The following is a 19,941-nucleotide window of genomic DNA, read 5'->3' as shown; positions in this document are numbered from 1 at the left end:
GCAGCCTCCTTTCGCTCTATCTTTCCAGTGCCTGAACCGTGGAGATCGTTTTGCGGTACGACTTGCGGTACAGATGCAGCTTTTCGTTGTATTGCACGAGCTTCTCTGTCGCTGTTGCAGTCCCACCCTTAAGAACCAGCTTTTCTTTTTCCAGCTCCTCCTGGATCACTTGATGAGCCATCTCGCTCTTATGACCGTTTCTCTCTTCCTGCAAAATTTCACACAGGGCAGCAAAGCCTTCGACCTCTAGCTGCGCCAGGCTGCGTGCACTGTGATGACGAACCCACCAGTTCGCATCGCCCACCGCCTTTTTCAGCAAGGCGATGTACGAATACAATTTCAGTGAGCCAATTGCTTTCGCTGCCATTGCCCGAATTTCCCAATCTTTGTGGTTCATAAAATCCGTGACTGCCTGCTCATTCATATAGCGGATATCCCGACTCATAAGCTTTACTGCCTTGATTCGGACTTCCTTGTCAGGAGACTGAATGAGCTGGTATAACGCAGGCTCAATGCCGGGCTGGGCATGCACGGCGTAGCCTATCAGTCCGATTTTGACCAGTTCAGCATCGGATTCTTGTAAAAACTGTGCGAAAAGCGGTGCTGTATCCACCTGCGCATCACTGATGATGTCCACGATAAGCTGTTGGACATTTTTCTTCGCTCCGACAACGTGGGTCACCATTTCCCGCAAGTCTTCTGTGTTGCGTGCACATTTGGCGACGGAGCGCGCAATGATAAAAACACTGGTGTCATTCGTGTTTTTTTGCAGGAGGGTGAGTAGTGCAGGTACGGCGAGCTTGGAGCGCATGATCCCCAAATTGTAAGCGGCATCCACTCTCGTCCATTTCCACCAGCCATTTAGTCTTTGCATGTCCAGCTCTACGAGTCCCATATCCTCGCAGAGCCAGATCAGCTTGTCCCGATGAATGCCTGTGACTCGCTCCATCAGCTCAAACAGCTTTTTCTGAATGATTTGCTTTTCTTTTTGCGTCACATCGCCATAAGGCACTTGCAAGCGCTCCTCTTCTTCCCCGTGTGCTTGCAGGTAAACGAAGTAGTCGCGATATTTTTCCAGACAACGCATGGTCTGTTTCTCCACCGAAATGTTGCGCAGCTTCAGTGCGAACAAGACAAGCAAGCCTAGCACTGTCAATCCACATAGCGCGTACAGAAAAACAATTGCCGTCGCCAATGGTGTTTGCACGTTTGCCACTCTCCTATCCAATCAAGGCTGAGTCCCGATCTTCACCGGAGCCTCAATCTCATGGAATGCTTTTTTTAGTATGGAATAGCTCTGTTTTTTGCGTTCGTGATAGCCGACCTGCTCCCAGCCTTGCCATGTATACATCGGGAGCTTCGTCACTGCATAAGTGTTTTGCCCGACAATTTGTTTCGTCGCTGTATCCACCAAGAGCGGCACGATGCGAATGCCTTTCGTCGTCTTCGTCGTGAAGCTTTTGCCGTCATCTTCATAGCTCATGACGGACAAGGAGCTCGGGTCTGTAAATCCAAGCAGCATCCACGGTACTCTCAGCTCTACCACTTTGCCCTTTGCTTGCCAGGCGGTTCGTGAGTCGTACTGCGGGTCTTCGGCATCTGTCGTTCCCCGGATTAGCTTGCCGACCTCGACTTCCTCCAACGGATAGTACTTCTTGCTGTCTGGCGGCTCCATCTCCAGGCTAACAGCCAGCTTCCACGGCTTGAAAATCCCGGAATTGTCTTTTTTCTCCTCTTCCTTGACCGCAAGCATGCCGTAGCGTTTTCCGTATAAGCGTGCATGAAAGTCGTAATTGGAAGCGATTTGAATCTGGCTCTCGTCTGCTTTTCCCAACGCGATCAACGTCTCTAGCCCCTCATCCAATGTCAGGCCGGGAAGCTGAGCCGCATGCTTGTTCCCGCCAGGAAGCGTATCAACGCCCACATAGAGCTGTTGTTTTGCCGGGTCAAACTCTTCCTTCAATTGAGCAAGGAAATAGACGTACCCTTCATCATGTGTCATCCAGATTTCCTCGACGCCCGGGACTTGAACATCGAGGCGTTGCTTCTCTTCCGGCACGAGCTGATCCCAATCTGTGCGATTCCCATCGATGGTCAGCACGCCTTCTTTGTTCGGATACATGCCGAGGACTCCAAAAAGGGACTCGTTGGTCAACACATTGATCCACAGGGAGCGCCGATCCTCCGGCAACTCAAAACGCATCGTGTTCCACGTTTTTTTGAACCACTCGTCCTGCCAGACGAATACGATTGCTCCTGCATACCCCTCCTGATGAATTTCTTGCAAAAGATCGACATCAATCTCTCCCTGCTGCTTTTCTGAATGACCACCCTGATTGCGCCCCAAATTGCCCAGATGGGCGACTCCCACCGATGCCGGGACCCCAAATTCCGTCACCATGATCGGCATGTTTTTGTGATACTGCTTCAGTTGTCGCAAATACGCTTTGTACGTATCGATTTGCCCTGCATCGTTCTTTAGCTGTTGCAGGGTAGTGTCGTAGCGGAAGAAATCCGGATAATACGGGTACACGTGATAGGAAGCGAAGTAGCCTGCCTCCCATTGCGTCGGCTCTATATGGGTAGGATCGACACTGACCAAATCTTCGTGATGGATCGGCTCTCCCGGATGTGATAAGGGGTCTGTTGTCACCCAATTGGTGAAGGTCATCGGATGCTGCCAACCGTATTTGCTCTCCTCCACTGCGACGGTATCCACCATTTCAGCAAGCCATGTCTCAAAAGCAGTTGCATTCGGTGTCGCGTGGAAGTACTTCCCTTGATAGGGAGCCACTTTTTGATGCAGGCGGTTGGTGTTTCGCACCATCACCGGGTCCCACTCGGTCCCTGTGTGCCAGCCGATCAAGTATTTGCCCGCATTGGCACGGTATGTACCGCTTGCCTTTCCCGATTTTTCCGGCAGGGTGATATCTCCGTAGACAGCGCCGACTGCATCCTTGATTTCTTGTCGAAACTCCTCGCGAATCTCTGGCAAATAAGCGTCTTTCTTTTCAATCAACAGCTCTTCTGGACTCCAAATGCCCTGCATCAAATAAAGAGGGTCCCCTTCTTTGCGCCGATTGTAATCAACCAGTGCTTCATAAAAGACAGGAGAATGGATGGTATACACACGAATGACGTTCGCTCCCATCTCGTCGATCATTGCGAACCAGCGCATGTAATCCTCTCTTGTTATGGGAAGCTCACCCGGATAATGACCCGGTAGCGATGCCCCCAAATTGACGCCTTTCGCAAAAAAGGGCTGCCATTTCTGATTCTGATAGACTTCGAACAGCTCGCCACTTGCGCGAAATTTCAATTGAGCACCTGTAGTCGTCTCCATGCTTTCGACTCGATCTGCTGCCCAAAACCACCAGAAGGCACTTACCCCCACCACGACCAGCATGGTCAGGCTCATCCAGCGCCATCTTCTCTTTTTTGTTGGCTCCATTTCTCGTCAACCTCCGATATGTTGCCACGTCACAGTCATTGTAAACATAGGGAGCAAATCGTTCCCATAGACAAAATTCACTATTGTGTCTTTTTTAGATTTGTCATGAAAATGTAATATTGGGGCGGATTCACCTCCATCGTCCTACGTTTTTTGGAGGGAAGTCCTGCAACCGGGACGGTCTTCTGGCCCACACTTTTTCTCAATTAGGTATATTTTCGCTTCCTTTTTTTTCCTTTTCGCTTGTGAAAATGGTAGGTTGCTACTATTTGGAAGAAGATGAATTTTGCCGATATAGGGGATTATTTTACAAAAAGAATACAAAGTGTTTCTCCGCTTGATTCTTAGGAAGGTTTGCTTATAATAGATATTATAGGTCTATAATAGTGGTTTTTGGCTTTTAATTAAGGATATAAAGAATCTGCAAAGGCGGTATGCAAACATGAATCAACTTATCGATGTAGGGATTATTGGCGGCGGACCAGCAGGTATGAGTGCCGCTCTCGCACTTGGCAGGGCAAGAAAAAGCGTGGTTGTTATCGATGAAGGCCGTCCGCGGAATCGCGTTACACGTGAGTCACATGGCTTTCTTACGCGAGACGGCATCACGCCGAGTGAATTTCGTCGCATTGCAAGAGAGCAAATCAGCGCTTACTCCTCTGTTCACTTTGTGGAGGATACAGCTGTAACGATCACGGGACACGATGGAAATTTTCTCATTTCGACTGCACAGGGAACGACCTATCAAAGCAAAAAGCTGTTGTTCGCAGTGGGAATGAAGGATCTTCCTTTGCCTGTTAACGGATTGGCAGAAGTGTATGGAAAAAGTGCTTTTGTCTGCCCTTATTGTGATGGATGGGAATTACGCGACCAGCCACTTGTCTTGATTGCCAACGGAGAGAAAGCATTACATTTGGCAAAAATGCTGTCTGGTTGGACCCATCAATACACCATCTGCACCAATGGACCAGATCAATTCACGGAAGAACAAAGAATGGAGCTGTTGCAGCATCGCGTTCCTGTCTTTGACTCCCCGATCGAGCGAATTGTATCTGTCGATGGGATGGTACAGCGCGTTAATCTTGTAGATGGCAATAGCATTTCGTGCACGGGGATCTTTTTTGCCCCAAAACTTGTCGCTGGATCTGACTTGCCTAAAGCGTTAGGCTGCCAGGTATCAGAAGCAGGCATGGTCATCGTCGACAGTTTTGGGAAAACGAGCGTACCGGGTGTCTACAGTGCAGGCGATGCAGCAACTACACAATACCAGGTGATTGCTGCCGCGGCTCTTGGCTCTGTAGCTGGCATGAGTATCAACAACGAACTGCTTGTAGAGGAATGGAATCGCCAGAGTTAGCTCCATCCCTCCGTGTTCCTTCCATAAAAAAAGGACAATCCCTCCGTCTGCAATAGATGGGTGGGACTGTCCTTCTTCTATATTATAGAAGCGAAGCTCTTTCTTTGATTACAGCGTCTTCTGTCCTGGTTTCCAGTTCGCCGGGCACAAACCGCCAGCTTGCAGGGCTTGCAAAATACGAGTCGTTTCTGTGACGCTGCGGCCTACGTTCATGTCAGTTACCACTTGGTAGCGCAGAATGCCGTCTGGATCGATGATGAACAAGCCACGGTGAGCTGCGCCGGTCTCTTCGTCCAGAACACCATAAGCTCGTGCCGTCTCTTTTTTGAAGTCGCTCGCGAGCGGGAAGTTTACTTCACCGATGCCATTTTCATCGCGGGGTGTTTTGATCCATGCCCGGTGCGTATGTACGCTATCCGTGGATACGCCCAGCACTTCGCAATCCAAATCTTCGAACTCTTCCATGTTGTCGCTAAACGACGTTACCTCTGTCGGGCAAACGAATGTGAAGTCGAACGGCCAGAAGAACAAAATCAGCCATTTTCCTTTGTAATCAGCCAGCGACACACGTTCTTCCAGTGTCTCGAGGTTTTTCGTTGTAACCATGTTAAAGTCAGGTGCTGGTTTTCCTACTTGAAGTTGTACAGTTTGCTGTGTTGTCATTGCTGTCATGATAAATCTCTCCTTTTATATGGTATCTGCTAAAATTTACTTCGCTGTCTCTTCCAATGCTGCCAGTGCTTTTTTGATGCGTGTCGGGTTGAAGCCCAAAATTTGCTTTTCACCAATGACTGTCAAGGGAACGGACATCACGCCCAAACGGCTCAGCTCCTGGCCGTACTCTTCTTTTTCATCAATGTTCCGCTCTTCGAAAGAAATGTTTTGTTCTGTTAAATACGTCTTTAATTGCTTGCAGAAGTTGCAATTTGTGCTGGAGTATACGATTGCTTGTGCCATGTTTGTTTCTCTCCTTTTCTTCTATTTGTACTGTGGAACAACTTTGGAGCGCTTGTTGATGTATTTGTCTACAGCCATAGCCGCAATGGCACCGTCTGCCGCAGCGACTACTGCTTGCTTCACAGGTGTTTTGCGCACCTCTCCCGCTCCAAATACGCCTGGAACAGAAGACTGCATGAACTCATCTAGAATCATAAATCCTTCCTCATCGAGGGGAACTTGTCCATCCAAGAAATCGGTACCCGGCTTGCTGCCAGACAGGAAGACGAAAACCCCGTCTACGGAAAGCATTTCCTCCGTTCCTTCTGCCCTGCGAATGCGCAACCCTTCGACCGCCTTCTCTCCCACGATTTCCAATGGGCGCGTGCGGAAACGCATTTCCGTGTTCGGCAGCTCAGGTAGTTCATCTACTCCTTGCAGATCAGCGCGCGGCACCAAGAAAGTGATCTTGTCCGTAAATTTGGTCAGTGCATGCGCTTCTTCCAATGCTTCCTCCGAATCACCGATGACTGCAACATGCTTGCCTTCATAAAAAGCTCCGTCACATGTCGCGCAAGTGCTCACTCCTCGTCCGAGCAATTGCTCTTCTCCTGGAAGCATACGGTTACGCCCTTTGGAACCAGTCGCTACGATCACGGCCTTTGCTTGGAAAGTACCATGAGCCGTGAAGATGCTTTTTTCCTCATCCTCTACATCTACAGCAGAGATCGTCGTCTGGATAAATTCTGCACCGAAGCCCTCCGCTTGTCTGCGCATTTTATCCAGCAGTTCTTTCCCAGTCATCTCGCCTTCAACCCCTGGGTAGTTGGCAATTTTATGTGTCAGGGCAAGCGCCCCGGTTCCGGGTGCCTTATCGATGACGAGCGTCTTTAGATTTCCACGAGCTGTATAAATGGCAGCGGAAGCACCAGCTGGTCCTCCCCCGATGATGATGACATCATACATGAACGGCTCCCCCTTTCCTTATTATCAAATTGTAATTATTATCAACTAGGAACAATTATCATTGTACTTGATATATTTTTAAAGTCAATATCTTTTTGTAATAATTTTAAATAAGGATTCTAAGATTCGTATCACTCGGCACCCTGCATACTTGTCTGTATTATTTTACGATTCCGAATTCACTTCATCTCGTTGACGAAACAAGTAAATCAGGATAAAGTACCACTAACACTTGAACGCACAAAAGCAAGAAAGCACAAAAGTACGAAAGTAAAATGTACCTTCTCACTGCTTCAGCCTGATTTAACAAGGAGTTGCCATTATGAACAAGCCATTATCTTTTTCGCAAAGTATTTGGGTGCTTGTCACCGTATTCGGAATCTTGTTTCCTGCCCTTTTCTGGGGCAAAGTTGAGCCGCATATGCCGCTCTTCCTCGCAACCATCGGAGCTGCCACTCTTCTCTTCCTGTTCGGCGTTCCGTGGAAGCAAATGGAGGAGGGCTTGATCAAAGGCATTCAAACCGCGATCGCCCCCATGCTGATTCTTTCCTTAATCGGCATTTTGATCGGGGTATGGATGATGAGTGGAACCGTTCCGATGATTCTGCACCTCGGCATTTCGCTCATCTCACCGGAGTACTTCACACTCTCCGCCCTGTTTCTGACGGTGATCGTCTCAACTGTTACAGGAAGCTCCTTTACCACGATCAGTACGGTAGGGGTCGCTATGATGGGGGTCTCGACTGCACTCGGACTTGATCCGTTGATTACAGCCGGAGCCATTATTTGTGGAGCATGCTTCGGGGATAAAATGTCGCCGCTCTCCGATACGACCAACTTTGCAGCAGCCATTGCAGGCGTTTCGTTGTCGGAGCACGTCAAGTTCATGTCACGCACTGCCGTTCCTGCCCTTGTCATTACCGCAATCTTCTTCGGAATTCAAGGACAAAGCGCCAGTGTGAATCTAGACGCCATTCAAGGAATCCAGCTTGCTTTGGAACAAAATTTCTCGCTTAGCCTCTTATCGCTGCTGCCAGCATTCGTCGTCCTGTTATGCTCAGCGCTGCGAAAACCGATTTTGCCTACATTGGTATTCGGGATTTTGAGCGGGATTGTTGCAGCTGCTCTTTCCGAAGGAGTTACCTCTCCGGTCGAATGGATGACTGTCATGCAAAAAGGCTTCACCAGCAATATCGCCAATGAAGCCGTTGCATCGATTGTAGACCGCGGTGGACTGTTGTCAATGACCTGGTCCCTCGCCTTGATTTTGATTGCCTTGTCTTTAGGCGGTATCCTGCAATACAGCGGTGTGTTTCATGCACTCTTTTCCGGATTCATCAATCGAATCAAACGAGACGCTGAGATGGTCGGACTTGCCGGATCTTCTTCTATTCTCGTAAATCTGCTGACAGGAGAACAATATTTGTCTATCCTGCTCCCTGGGCAGATGTTTCGTGAAGCATTCGCAGCTCGCGGAATGGCGGGCAGACGACTGTCTCGTACTCTCGAAGACTGCGGGACACTCGTCAACCCACTCATTCCATGGGGAGTAAGTGGTGCATTCTTTACCGCTACCTTGCATGTATCCACACTGGAATACTTGCCTTACGTCATCTACCTGTGGATCTCGCCAATTTTGACGTTTCTATTCGCCATGCGTCGGCAGAAAGCTTAGCCGGCTGCATACACGGTCGTACAGTTTTTCCCTTTGCGCTTGGAGCGGTACAGTGCCTCATCTGCTGCCCGCTTCAAGCCATCTGCCGTGTTTGCGTCTTGAGGATAGCGCGCAATGCCAACACTGACCGCTATCAAGATGCAGCAATCGTCCTGTATTAAGGGGCGCAACCGTAAATATTCCCGGATGGCATGCGCTTTTTCTTCTGCCATCTTCATGGACGATCCGGGGCAAAGCAGCATGAACTCGTCTCCCGCATAACGATACGCAGTATCCTCTGGCCCCGCCACTTCTTTCATCGCTTCGGCAATTTGTTTAATCAATGCGTCCCCTGCATGATGACCATAATGGTCGTTCACCGCTTTTAAGCTGTCTGAATCCAGCATGATCAAAGAGACAGACGCATCCTCTTCACTCAGCAGCTTTTCCAAATCACGATGGAAAGCACGATAGTTCGCAATTCCTGTCAGCTCATCCTGAAACGACATCTGGTACATTCGCTCATACAAACGCGCCGTTTCGATAGCACTTGCTACCTGAAAACCAATGATTTTCAGTAGTTCCTCGTGCTCTTTTTTATAGGCGAATTCGCGATAAGACTGGGCAGAAATAACGCCTTTGATCTGATTCCCCAGCATGAGTGGAACGAAAATGCATGTATTCGTATCAATTTCCGGGCTTCCCCAGCGGATCATTTCCGGCTCGCTTGGTTCGTTCTTCATCGTCTTGATGTGGATGGTTTCCCGTGTATCAATCACTTTGGACACCATCGCTTGCCCATAAGGAATCGTGAGCGGACCATAATTGACCCCATTATCGATGCTGATCGGAATTCTGATCTCACTGTCGCCTTCATCATAAAAGGCAATAAAGAAAGCATCTGCACGCATGACGCGCGAGACCAGTTCGAATGCTTTCCACAAAATTTTGCATTCCTCAAATGTTTTGGCAAAAATGTGGCTGAGATCGTGCAAAATCTTCATATGCTCAGAGATCCACATCATTTCGGTTACCTTATTTCGCAGCTCCACAATCTGCTTCAGCAGTTCTGCATGCAAGGCACTGTCCTGTTCCGACAGCATGCTGTCTACCTCACGAGATAACGCTTCAACCTCTCCAAGCTCGACTTCTTCTATGTTGCCAAGCCATTGGCTATAACGCTCCAACAACTGTCTTGCATACGCTTCTCTAACGTCGTGCTTCTCATGCATAGTAAACCCTCCGGCTATTGGGTAGCTTTACGCTTTTTTTTCATGATATCGCTCAATAGCTGCACGGATGGCTTGCAAGACAGCTCCCTGACCAGGTGCTAAAAAACGTTCTTGGATCGCCTTCGTGATCTCCTGCATGCCATCTGCAACTGTCTTGCCTACAAGCAAGCTCACCAAAAACTCGCTCGTCTTGTCCATGACAAAGGTAAAGCTGGCGTCGCAAATCACTTCGGCGTCTACATCAATGATGAGTACACAGCCTACCATGGTAGAAACCTCGTACAAGGTAGTTCCCTTGGGGATTTGGGCGAAGCCTGCTGTCAGTACCGTATTTTTGTTCATCCAGTCGTCCTCCTAGCTGCTGATCGGCAAGCATACCTCAACTGCCGTTCCGTTACCTGGGGTACTAATCAACCGCAAAGTCCCCCGATGGTTCTCGATGATTTTGCGGCTCACCATCAATCCCAGGCCCGTCCCCGTTTCCTTCGTCGTGAAAAAAGCCTCTCCCAATCTCGCCATCTGATGGGCCGGGATCCCCACTCCGTTGTCTTCAAACCGAATGATGACCCGGTCATCTTCACACCGCAGTCGAATCACAATTTCTCCATTCCCTGCGGTCGCTTCGATCCCATTTTTCAAAAAGTTAATGAAGGCTTGCTTCAACTGATTCTCATCGCAATGGATCAAGGGGACTTCCGATTCGAAAACGACCTGAATCATGACCTTTTTCAAAATCGCCTCCGTCTCCAAGAGCGTAACCACATGCGTGATCAGGTTGGACAGATCGCGGGCTTCAAACACGGCCGTATGCGGCTTCGCCAAGACCAACAGCTCTGATACAATCATCTCAATTCGCGCCAATTCCGAGCTCATGATCGAAAAATACTCCGGCTTTCTCATGCCGTCCTTTTGCATTAATTGCACAAAGCCTTTTAACGAGGTAAGCGGATTGCGTATCTCATGCGCGATCCCTGCCGCCAATTGCCCGACCAGCGCGAGTTTTTCCGAGTTTTGCAAAAATTCTTGCGCCCGTTTGCGTTCCGTAATATCACGAATCAGGATGTACATGGAGAGCTTGTCCTGAATCGTCACGGATGTTCCACACACTTCTACGTCCGTCCGACTGCCATCCAAGCGGATCAGCTCGACCTCAATTGGCGAGGCCGTTTCCCCTTCTTCCAAAGTGCGGATGAGGCCCTTGATCTTCGGTTCATCACGGGGATGGAAAAATGACTGAAACGGATACCATAACAGTTCGTCCAAGCCGGAAGCCCCAACCAGTTTCATCCCTGCTTGATTGACGTATTGAAGCTCCCCAGCACGGAAAATGAACGCGCCTTCACCTGAAATATCCAATACTCTGCACTGTTTGGAACCATAGCTGTCCCCAAACGGGGCCGGAAGCTTCTGCACCATCGCATAATACCCAATTGATGTGCCTTCCTCCCAAAAGGTTCCATATGTAATATGCACGGGGATGCTTGTCCCATCTTTATGACGAAAAGCGGTGAAAAAAGGTCTCGGATCACCATTCATCGCAAATTGTGTTTGAAGGCGTACCATTTCCTGTTCTTCCGAAATAGCCAGCTTCCAAAATGAGGACCCTTCCCATTCTTCTACGGAGTAGCCATTCAACACTTGGCAGGCAGGATTGCCTTTAAAAACTCTACCAAATTGATCGAGCAGAAAAGTGGCCTGAATCATTTGATCAAAGAAGGAACGATAGAGATGACCACTTCTCCATCCACTGTCCAATAAATTTTTCATCGTGCCCCTCCCTCCTGGGACGAGAAAACGGCTACTCCAAATTACGGAAATAGCCTACAACGTTCTCAAATCCTATTCTCACCCAATTTTACCCTATTCGTTCTGTTGTTTCCATCCCCCGGAAAATTTAATTGTGCGATTTTTCCAGTACCTCTGAACTGACACGCAGTTTCCCTGCCTTTTTTTCGTCAACAACGAAGCCCAGCTTTGTGAAAGCCGCTACCAGCGCTCCGACGACAGGGGATACCGTGGGAATGATCGTTTGAAACGAAGCTCTCCCAATCAGTTGTTCGCGAAGGATTGTACTGGCCGTTAACAATCCTCCCGCCAAAACGACTGGTACAGGCTCCTGAACCTTTTTTAAGCAAGCATCGGCTAATTCTAGCAAATCCTCCACTCCTTGCATGATCAATGCATTCGCCACTGGATCACCTAGTGCTGCGGCTTGTTCCACGAGTTGACTCGTTTTTGCCAGCTCCATCCGCGGATTGCTTCCCCCGTAGATTAGGCTGATCAACTCATCAGGACGCTCGACGCCATAGTGGTCCATAAACAGTCTCGTCAGTACTGTCGATTCACCGCGCCCATCGTATTCGCGCAATACGGCGCTTGCCGCTTTTTTGCCCAAATCAAACCCGCTGCCCTCATCCCCTACCAGATACCCCCATCCACCTACACGATGCCGCGCCCCCTCTTTTGAAAAGGCACAGGCAATCGAGCCCGTACCAGCAAGGAGAACGACGCCTGGCTGCCCCCACGTCCCCGCGTAAAGAGCTGCGATGACATCGTTATCAATCAATAGCCGTTCTCCCCACTCATCAGCAAAGGATTGCTGAATTCTTTCCTTGATCTGCGGACGATCTGCACCACCAAGCCCAATAAACAGACCGGCTACCTCCGCTGCTTTGGCACCTGCCTTTATCCTCACAGCATCAATGAGTTGGCGTAGAGTAGCTTCCACATCCCTCCAGCTTCTGGAAAGCGGGTTTGATGATTCCCCCACCACAATTGCCCTTACCTGTCCCGCCTCATTGCAGATGGCTGCTCTGGTTTTGCTTCCGCCCCCATCGATCCCAATAAACCACTTTTCTCCATTACTTGACTGCACCTGCCGTCAACCCCTCCATAAACTGCCTCGATGCCATCAAAAACACGACGATCATCGGTAAAGCAGACAACGTGAGCCCAGCAAACAGCAGGCTCCAATCCGTTTCATATTCTCCAAACAGCACCATCATGCCTACCGGAATCGTCTTGAGCGCTTCCTCTTGAATGAAAATCAACGGGAAGAAAAAGTCGTTCCACGCATGGATAAAATTAATAATGACCACCGTAGCCAAGGCCGGTCGAATCAGCGGCAAAAGCACGCGCCAAAACACCTGAAAATGGCTGCATCCATCGATCCGCGCCGCTTCCTCCAGCTCAATCGGCAACGTCCGAAAGAAGCCAGTCAAAATAAAAACAGAGATCGGAATGCCACCCGCCGTATAAATCAGAATCAGTGACCACAATGAATTCAAAAGGCCGAGATTCTTCATCAGCAAAAACAAGGGAACGATCCCCAGCTTGATCGGAATCATCAGGCCAATAATGAAAAAGAAGTAGAGCCCCGCTGTCCATTTAAAGGAAAAGCGCGACAAGTAAAAGGCTGCCATCGCAGAAAAAACCGTAATCAACAAGACAGATAGGACACTGACGAATACACTGTTCCATAAAAAGTCAGCAAAAGGCACGACTTCCCACAGCTTTTTGTACGTATCCAGACTAAACGTCTTCGGAAGGGAGAGCGGACTCGCGAATATCTCCATATTTGTTTTCAAGGAAGAAGAAATCATCAGTACGATCGGATATAGCGCGATTAACGCAAATAAATACGCCAAAACATAAGATACAGCTCTCCCACCCACAGTCATTTTCACATCGCATCCTCCTTTCCACTCAGGAACACGCAATTAGTGTTGGACTTCTCGTTTCCTCATCAAATAGAGTGACAGCACCGACACAGATCCGACGATGAAAAACAACACGACAGCCAATGCCGAACCGAGTCCAAGCGTGACATCCCCACCTCCGCTGCTAAACGCCATGCGATAAAAGTAAACAGCCAGCGTGTCCGTCGAATAAAACGGCTCACCCATCGAGCCTTGCATAGCGTAGACGAGCTCAAACGCTTCAAACGCCTGAATGAACGTAAATATCGTCATAATCGTGATCGCTGGCATACACAGCGGCAAAATCATTTTCCACAGCATCCGCAAGCCTGTTGCTCCATCCAACCTCGCCGCCTCTATCAAATCCTCCGGGATCGACTGAAGTCCCGCCAAAAAGATCAGCATGGCAAAGCCTATGCCAAACCAGCAGTTAATCAAAATGATGGCGAGAAGCGCTGTATCCGGGTCACCCAGCCATGGTCTGGCCCATTCCCCTAGACCAATTTTTGCCAAAATGCTATTCAGCGCACCGTAATTCGGATTTAAAATCAACTTCCACAAAAATCCAATTACAATTACAGACAACAGCCTTGGCATGAAATAAACGATCTTGAGAAACCCGGAACCTCGTATTTTGCGATAGATGAGAAAAGCCAGTCCGAAGGCAATCCCATTTTGCACAATCATTTCGACCACAAAGTAGAAGACGTTATGCCGAAAAGCATTCCAAAACATTTCGTTGAAAGGCTCTACCGTAAACAGCGTAATGAAATTTTGCAGTCCGACAAAAACTCCGCGCTTGATGCCATTCCAGTCGTACAGGCTGTATAAAAATGCCGAAAAGATTGGATACACGACAAACAACGTATAAATAACAAGCGCGGGCAGCGGAAACAAGTGAATCAGCCAGCGCATCTGCCCCTTTGTTCGAATGCTTTTCTTGTTTACCGTCTCGATGATACTCACCCCTTCTTACGAAAATCATCGCGGCCTGTTCAGAAGGCGGGAGTGAACCTCGTTCAGGTCCACTCCCCCTTTTCCATCTGCTATTTTCTACTTTTTAAAGGGAGGAAACCAGGTAGCCGCCGACTTTTGTACTTCTTCTACGACCTGCTCAGGGGTGAGCTTGCCTAAATACATGCCTTGGAGGGCGTTTTCCAATGTTTGCTTCGTGGTTGGTTTTCCTTCCGCGAAGTTGACGACCATCAAATAGGGTGTGGCGCTTGATTGGGACAGCTCTGCCATCTTGTTTACCAGCGGATCGTCTGTCGATACACCTGGCACCGCGCTGATTCGTTTGAACTGATTGGCGAATAGCTCCCCAAACTTTTTCGTCGCCATGAATTCCATGAACTTCAATGCTTCTTTCTTGTGTTTGGACTTGGCATTGACGGCATAGGAACCATCGACCCAGGTTGTCAGGACTTGTTTTCCGTCATTGGTTGGCATTGGGAAGAAATCAAGTGGCAAATCGGGGTTGAGCTTTTTGATGCCTTCCAGTTCAAAGCTGCCATTGATGAACATCGCTGCTTTTTCCGTGGCGAACAACGTCCGCATATCATTCAATTCGAGACCCACATAATTTTCCGGGAAATAAGGAATAAGTTCTTGCATACGCTGCACGGATTGAAGGAACTCGGCGCTTTTTAAGTCACTTTCTCCTTTTAGCAGCTTGTCGAGATAGTCCGTTCCGCTGTAGCTAGCTGGGGCAATCACACCATGACTGAGAGAGAGGAGCCAGCCTTCCTTTGCTCCGAATGAGATCGGGACGATTCCTTTCTCTTTCAATGTTTTGGCTGTTGCGATCAGCTCATCCCAGCTTTTCGGTGCCTGGAGGCCATTTTGCTCGAAGATTTTCTTGTTATAGTAAAATTGCGTGGAGTTCAGGGATAGTGGGACACCGTAGACTTTACCGTCTTTACCTGTGGCGGCTGCGAGGACGTCTTTTGGTATGGTAGATATGCCTGGCACATTGTCGAGAGGCTCCAGATGTCCAGCTTCAGCCAGGGTAATACCCGGAGCGTAGGGACGCAGCTGCAAAATATCTGGGCCACTGTCGCTTTGGAGCGCCGTGTTGAGGATGGTATTGTATTCCGTTGCTTTGAATGGTTTGAAGTCGATCTTGATATTCGGATTGTCTGCCTCAAAAGCTTTGATGATGGCTTTGTAGCCCTCGGTGTCTTCTACGCGCCAACTGTGCATCGAGAGTGTTACCTGCTGTCCTCCACCCTGCCCGCCGCCAGACTCTGTTTCGGTTCCTCCACTGCTACATCCTGTCACCACCATCACCGCAGCCAACACGATTGAAGCTACATAGCCAAAACGAAATTGCTTCATGCGAAACCCTCCCCTTTTTCTTCCCTTAGGTCTGCAAAAGCTGGGCCGTAACAGCATCGTGCAAGATCGGACGTAATTGCCGAAGCTGATGATTGCGGCCTAGATGAACGGCGTTAGTGAGAAAGATGACAGCAAACTGTTGCTCTGGGTCGATCCACATACTGGTACCAGTAAAGCCCGTATGCCCAAAGCTCTTACGATGAAAGCCGCTTCCACAGCTCAACGTGGTGGAAGCTTGATTGAGCTCCCAGCCATACCCTCTACTCCCCCCTGCTTGCTCTGTATGATTGCGAATCGCCAGTTCGTACCATTCGCTCGAAAGTATTCGAGGATCTTGGTACAACCAGCTCATCGCGTATCGGCAAAGATCGTCAGCCGTTGAGAAAAGTCCAGCATGTCCGGCAACCCCTCCCATCGCAAATGCTTTCTCATCATGAACCTCGCCTGTGATGTAGGATTTGGTGAGGCTACAACATTCAGTAGACGCAATATTCCGATAAATCCGCTGGTTTGGACAGAAAACGGTATGTGCCATGCCCAATGGGGTGAATATGCGCCGGGTAACAAACTGGTCCAAGCGCTCTCCTGTTACCAGCTCGATAACGAGGCCCAGCCAGATCATGCCTAAATCACTGTAAACCACCTGGGCCCCTGGCTCGTGAATCAATTTTTGCGCATACAACAGCTCTGGCAAATCAATCTGGCTATCGCGCCTTCTCTCTGCCAAATCTGCCGGCATTCCTGAGGTATGCGCAAGCAGCTGCGCGAGTGTGATCCGCTTTTTGTCAGCGGGACAATCGGGGAAAAACCGACCAATCTGATCATCCAGCTCTACCACTCCCTCCTGCACGAGCAAGAGGATAGCAGGCATCGTCGCCGTCACTTTGGTGAGTGACGCCAGATCAAACATGGTATCCGGCGTCACCCGCTGGTCTTTGGCGATACTCGTCGTTCCGACATCACACGCATACCAGATACGACGATCTCGCACGATCCGCAAGGCAGCTCCCGGTAACAAACCGTTGTCCACCCATCCTTGTAAAAGCAACTCCAGATCGTCCATGTCTTCCCTCCCTTCTCCTACGTCGACGAGCGTTTCGTCCGACTGACAGCAAGCCTTGATTTTTCCAACAGGGGAATGACTTGCTCTTGCATCCTGCTGATCATGGTAATAAACAAAATATCGATGACGTTCAATTGGGCAATGCGTGAAGCCATGGCTCCGCTGCGAATGCTTTTTTCCACCGAGCTGGTGAACAGCCGAATGTTGGCTAGTTCGGCTACTGGCGAGGGACCGAATTTCGTCAGGGTAATGATGGTCGCTCCCTGCTGCTTGGCCTCCGTCAACGATTGAATAATGTCTTCGGTCTGTCCTGAATAAGATATGCCGATAACCACGTCTTTTTCCGTTAAAGTGACTGCCGATGTCAATTGTGCGTGAAAATCCGAATAAGCCTCGCACCACAAATTAATCCGCGAAAATTTTTGCCGGATGTCGTCGGCAATGACTGCCGATGCACCGACGCCGTAGACATCGATCTTTCTGGCTACCGACAGCACGTCGACTGCTTTCTTTACTTCTTCGTTGGACAAGACGGAGAGCGTATCCTGGATGGATTGAATATTGTTCCAGCTGACCGCTTGCATAATCGATTCAACTGACCCCTCCATCATAATCTCCTGATAGCTGCCTATCGCCGTCTGTTTCGTCAAATCTCCCGCGACACGCAGCTTTAGCTCCTGATATCCCTTCATATTAAGAGAGCGAGCCAAACGGATAATCGTCGCCTCGGATACCCCACTATATTCCGCCAATTTTTGGACAGATAGCTTCACGACATCTTCCGGGTGAGCCAGGATATAATCAGCGACTTTTCGCTCCGAAGGCTTCAATTGATCCAAGATTGCTTGCAGGCCGACAAGCCCTCCATTTAACATATGTGACATCTCTTTCTCCCCCAAATCTTATCTACATTTTATGTAGCATTATTTCTTTAGTCAATTGTTATCTAATAAACAATATTTCAAATCCGCGAAGCTCAGTACAACTCTTCTGAATTTGTTCTCCCTTTTTCAAAAAATTCCCTCCTTGACTTTCTCGCGGCGTCAAGCTTTACGCTTGCATCGCTACCAGGAATCAAAAGGAGAATTTTCCCATGAAAACGTTACTGATTAAAGACTGCATGATATTGACGATGGTTGAAGGAGAGAAGCCATTTCTCGGAGATATTTGGATCGTGGATGGTCGAATCGCTAAAATAGGATCATCTATTGAAGAGGAAGCAGACCGTGTCATTCTAGCTAAAAATATGGTAGCGATGCCAGGTCTCATCAACGCGCACAACCATGCCAGCATGTCTTTGCTGCGTGCTTTTTCCGATGATCTCAAGCTGATGGATTGGTTGGACAAAAAGATGCTCCCGGCGGAAGCACGGATGACAAGAGAAGATGTCTACTGGGGAACGACACTGGGGATCGCGGAAATGATCGCTTCTGGGACGACCGCTTTTGCCGATATGTACGTGCATATGGATGCTGTTGCCCAAGCTGTACTTGATTCCGGGATAAGAGCTTCCTTGACTCGCGGCATGGTCTTTCTCGAGGATGACGGAGGACGACGAATGGCCGAAGCCTTGGACCTCATCGACAACTGGACGGGGGCTGGCGATGGCAGAATTACAACGATGCTCGGTCCGCACGCTCCTTATACATGCCCGCCGAAGCCTTTACAAGGAGTCATCGAGCTTGCCTGCAAGCGCCAAATCCCGCTCCACATCCATCTGGCTGAAACGGTTGAGGAAGGAGAAAAAATTCGGGCCAAGTACAATCAGACTCCCACGGAGTATTTGCATGAACTGGGCATGTTCCACGATACGCACGTCTTGCTCGCGCATGTTGTTCATCTGAATGAATCCGATGTCGCGCTTCTTCGCGGGATGAGAGGCGGTGTCGCACATAATCCTGTCAGCAATTTGAAGCTGGGCTGCGGCATCGCCCCTGTCAGAGAGCTGATCGAGGCTGGGGTCACTGTCGGGATGGGAACAGACGGTGCTGGCAGTGCCACGACTCTCGATATGTTTGCCGAGATCAAAGCCGCGACTTGGATGCAAAAGCTCAAGCACGGTGATCCGACGGTACTGCCTGCCGAAGCGGCCTTGCGCATGGCTACCATCGAAAGTGCGAAATTGCTTGCGATCGATCACGAGGTCGGAACACTGGAAGCCGGAAAGCGAGCTGATCTCATCCTGATCGATCTGGATAAACCACACCTGCAGCCTGTCCTTGACATCCCTGCCCTGCTTGCATACAGCGCGACGGGAGCCGATGTGGATACAACCATTGTGAACGGAGAAATTTTGATGCATCAACGCCAATTCCAAACCCTCCATTGGGAGGAAGTAAAGAGAGAAGCCACAGCACGAGCCAGACGACTCGTCGAGGGCCTGTAATTGCTTATGTACTCACAGGTTGCGTAGGCAGAAGCCAATCGCGAGACACATCGCAAACACGCTCCACATGAAATAAGGAATGAGCAGCGAGGATGCGATTTTGTGGTGGGGACGAATGGCGCGAATCAGCACCCATGCCGAATACATCACCAAAATGGTATCCAGCGCAGCCAATACGAGCAGTTGATAACCGATAAACAACACGAAAAAAAGTTGATGAAAAAACCAATTGATCCCATATAAAAGCAAAAGCTCGCGGTCTATCTGCCTCGTTCGAATTAAAATCAGTAACGACCATGCTATGAGTGCATATAAAATGAGCCAGATGATACGAAGCAAGTAAATTGGTGGTGTTCCATCTGGCTTGTCCAGGGAATCATACCAGGCCCCACCGTCTGGAAAAGCAATTCCACCTAGTGAATAGAGGACCACTCCCGCAAGAAATAGAAGACTATAGTGCACCAATCTCATCCAGGTAGTCACCCTTTCCTCTTCTTTCTCTTCTATATCTATGAGTGGTCCTTCTGTTTTCATGCTAGTTTCAGAGATTTCTTTTTGGTATTAAAAACTTTTTGCTATGTTGCTGGAGTGCCGGGGAGGAAACAGGAGAAAACGCTCAGCTTCTAGGGCCACCCGCTGGGGGATTGACTGCCCGGCTCCATGAAAAAAAGCGAAACCCGCGTCCAAAGTGGTCCATTCAGGAGGCGTCTCAGAGGTGGACGCTAAAAGCCTGTTTCTCTTTTTTTCATTGCGCCTCGGTCGGTGTCCCTAAGATCTTCGCTTTTTTCTCCTGTTTCCTCTACGAGCTTTCCATGTAATTCGATTTTTTAATGCCTTAATAAATTGAAGAACCTCATGATT

18 protein-coding genes are annotated in these 19,941 nt (G+C 49.1%); 3 read left to right on the top strand and 15 right to left on the bottom strand.

The features are described 5' to 3' along the window. Positions 1–16 precede the first annotated feature (16 nt). Positions 17–1,207 carry a HEAT repeat domain-containing protein gene (locus tag C7R91_RS17730; protein ID WP_047070593.1) on the bottom strand — a complete coding sequence of 397 codons (1,191 nt, stop codon included), beginning with the start codon at positions 1,205–1,207 and terminating at the stop codon, positions 17–19. Positions 1,208–1,228: 21 nt separating this feature from the next. Next, positions 1,229–3,451: a hypothetical protein gene (locus C7R91_RS17725; RefSeq protein WP_047070592.1), complete on the bottom strand. Its 2,223-nt coding sequence runs from the start codon at positions 3,449–3,451 to the stop codon at positions 1,229–1,231. A gap of 442 nt (positions 3,452–3,893) precedes the next feature. Between C7R91_RS17725 and C7R91_RS17720 the strand changes: the two genes are divergently transcribed. Beyond that, positions 3,894–4,808, top strand: a complete 915-nt coding sequence (locus tag C7R91_RS17720; RefSeq protein ID WP_047070591.1) for an NAD(P)/FAD-dependent oxidoreductase — start codon at positions 3,894–3,896, stop codon at positions 4,806–4,808. 108 nt (positions 4,809–4,916) lie between these two features. On the opposite strand, the gene C7R91_RS17715 is transcribed toward C7R91_RS17720, so the two are convergent. Genes C7R91_RS17715 through C7R91_RS17705 form a run of 3 tightly spaced genes read right to left on the bottom strand, consistent with a single transcriptional unit; the run spans position 4,917 to position 6,710 of the window. After that, on the bottom strand, positions 4,917–5,471 hold the full coding sequence (locus C7R91_RS17715; protein WP_047071263.1) for a peroxiredoxin: 555 nt from the start codon (positions 5,469–5,471) through the stop codon (positions 4,917–4,919). A 45-nt stretch (positions 5,472–5,516) separates the two neighbouring features. Next, positions 5,517–5,765 (bottom strand): glutaredoxin family protein, encoded by a 249-nt coding sequence (locus tag C7R91_RS17710; RefSeq protein WP_047070590.1) that lies wholly within the window; start codon positions 5,763–5,765, stop codon positions 5,517–5,519. Positions 5,766–5,786: 21 nt separating this feature from the next. After that, complete coding sequence (locus tag C7R91_RS17705; protein ID WP_047070589.1) at positions 5,787–6,710, bottom strand: NAD(P)/FAD-dependent oxidoreductase; 924 nt, start codon at positions 6,708–6,710, stop codon at positions 5,787–5,789. Between the two features lie 322 nt (positions 6,711–7,032). Between C7R91_RS17705 and nhaC the strand changes: the two genes are divergently transcribed. Continuing rightward, a complete protein-coding gene (gene nhaC / locus C7R91_RS17700; protein WP_047070588.1) occupies positions 7,033–8,385 on the top strand; it encodes a Na+/H+ antiporter NhaC in 1,353 nt (450 codons plus the stop codon). Here nhaC and C7R91_RS17695 read toward each other — a convergent pair. The 9 genes from C7R91_RS17695 to C7R91_RS17655 all read right to left on the bottom strand — a co-directional run bounded on the left by C7R91_RS17695 (position 8,382) and on the right by C7R91_RS17655 (position 17,569). Beyond that, positions 8,382–9,596 (bottom strand): sensor domain-containing diguanylate cyclase, encoded by a 1,215-nt coding sequence (locus C7R91_RS17695; protein ID WP_047070587.1) that lies wholly within the window; start codon positions 9,594–9,596, stop codon positions 8,382–8,384. The two genes, nhaC and C7R91_RS17695, sit on opposite strands and share 4 nt — an antisense overlap. A gap of 27 nt (positions 9,597–9,623) precedes the next feature. After that, the gene (locus tag C7R91_RS17690) at positions 9,624–9,938 is read right to left on the bottom strand and encodes a DUF3870 domain-containing protein (protein ID WP_007725309.1); all 315 of its coding nucleotides are present in this window, start codon (positions 9,936–9,938) and stop codon (positions 9,624–9,626) included. 12 nt (positions 9,939–9,950) lie between these two features. Further along, the gene (locus C7R91_RS17685) at positions 9,951–11,363 is read right to left on the bottom strand and encodes a PAS domain-containing sensor histidine kinase (RefSeq protein WP_047070586.1); all 1,413 of its coding nucleotides are present in this window, start codon (positions 11,361–11,363) and stop codon (positions 9,951–9,953) included. 127 nt (positions 11,364–11,490) lie between these two features. After that, positions 11,491–12,471, bottom strand: a complete 981-nt coding sequence (locus tag C7R91_RS17680) for an N-acetylglucosamine kinase (RefSeq protein ID WP_106786208.1) — start codon at positions 12,469–12,471, stop codon at positions 11,491–11,493. Continuing rightward, on the bottom strand, positions 12,458–13,282 hold the full coding sequence (locus tag C7R91_RS17675) for a carbohydrate ABC transporter permease (RefSeq protein ID WP_047070584.1): 825 nt from the start codon (positions 13,280–13,282) through the stop codon (positions 12,458–12,460). The genes C7R91_RS17680 and C7R91_RS17675 overlap by 14 nt, the downstream gene beginning before the upstream one ends. A 33-nt stretch (positions 13,283–13,315) precedes the next feature. Continuing rightward, positions 13,316–14,209, bottom strand: coding sequence for a carbohydrate ABC transporter permease (locus C7R91_RS17670; protein WP_047071262.1), 894 nt, complete (start codon positions 14,207–14,209; stop codon positions 13,316–13,318). 138 nt (positions 14,210–14,347) lie between these two features. Further along, positions 14,348–15,631 (bottom strand): ABC transporter substrate-binding protein, encoded by a 1,284-nt coding sequence (locus C7R91_RS17665; RefSeq protein WP_047070583.1) that lies wholly within the window; start codon positions 15,629–15,631, stop codon positions 14,348–14,350. 25 nt (positions 15,632–15,656) lie between these two features. Continuing rightward, positions 15,657–16,694 (bottom strand): serine hydrolase domain-containing protein, encoded by a 1,038-nt coding sequence (locus C7R91_RS17660; protein ID WP_047070582.1) that lies wholly within the window; start codon positions 16,692–16,694, stop codon positions 15,657–15,659. Positions 16,695–16,711: 17 nt separating this feature from the next. Beyond that, positions 16,712–17,569 (bottom strand): MurR/RpiR family transcriptional regulator, encoded by an 858-nt coding sequence (locus tag C7R91_RS17655; protein WP_456263970.1) that lies wholly within the window; start codon positions 17,567–17,569, stop codon positions 16,712–16,714. Between the two features lie 218 nt (positions 17,570–17,787). Here C7R91_RS17655 and C7R91_RS17650 point away from each other — a divergent pair, with 218 nt between their 5' ends. Next, the gene (locus C7R91_RS17650; protein WP_047070580.1) at positions 17,788–19,080 is read left to right on the top strand and encodes an amidohydrolase; all 1,293 of its coding nucleotides are present in this window, start codon (positions 17,788–17,790) and stop codon (positions 19,078–19,080) included. Between the two features lie 12 nt (positions 19,081–19,092). On the opposite strand, the gene C7R91_RS17645 is transcribed toward C7R91_RS17650, so the two are convergent. After that, positions 19,093–19,551, bottom strand: a complete 459-nt coding sequence (locus tag C7R91_RS17645) for a TspO/MBR family protein (protein WP_047071259.1) — start codon at positions 19,549–19,551, stop codon at positions 19,093–19,095. Between the last annotated feature and the right edge of the window lie 390 nt (positions 19,552–19,941).

The sequence above is a fragment of the Brevibacillus formosus genome, assembly GCF_003013405.1.
GTDB classification, from domain to species: Bacteria; Bacillota; Bacilli; order Brevibacillales; family Brevibacillaceae; genus Brevibacillus; species Brevibacillus formosus.
The sequence above is the reverse complement of the archived record's forward strand: the minus strand, read 5'-3'. Positions and strand labels throughout refer to the sequence as shown.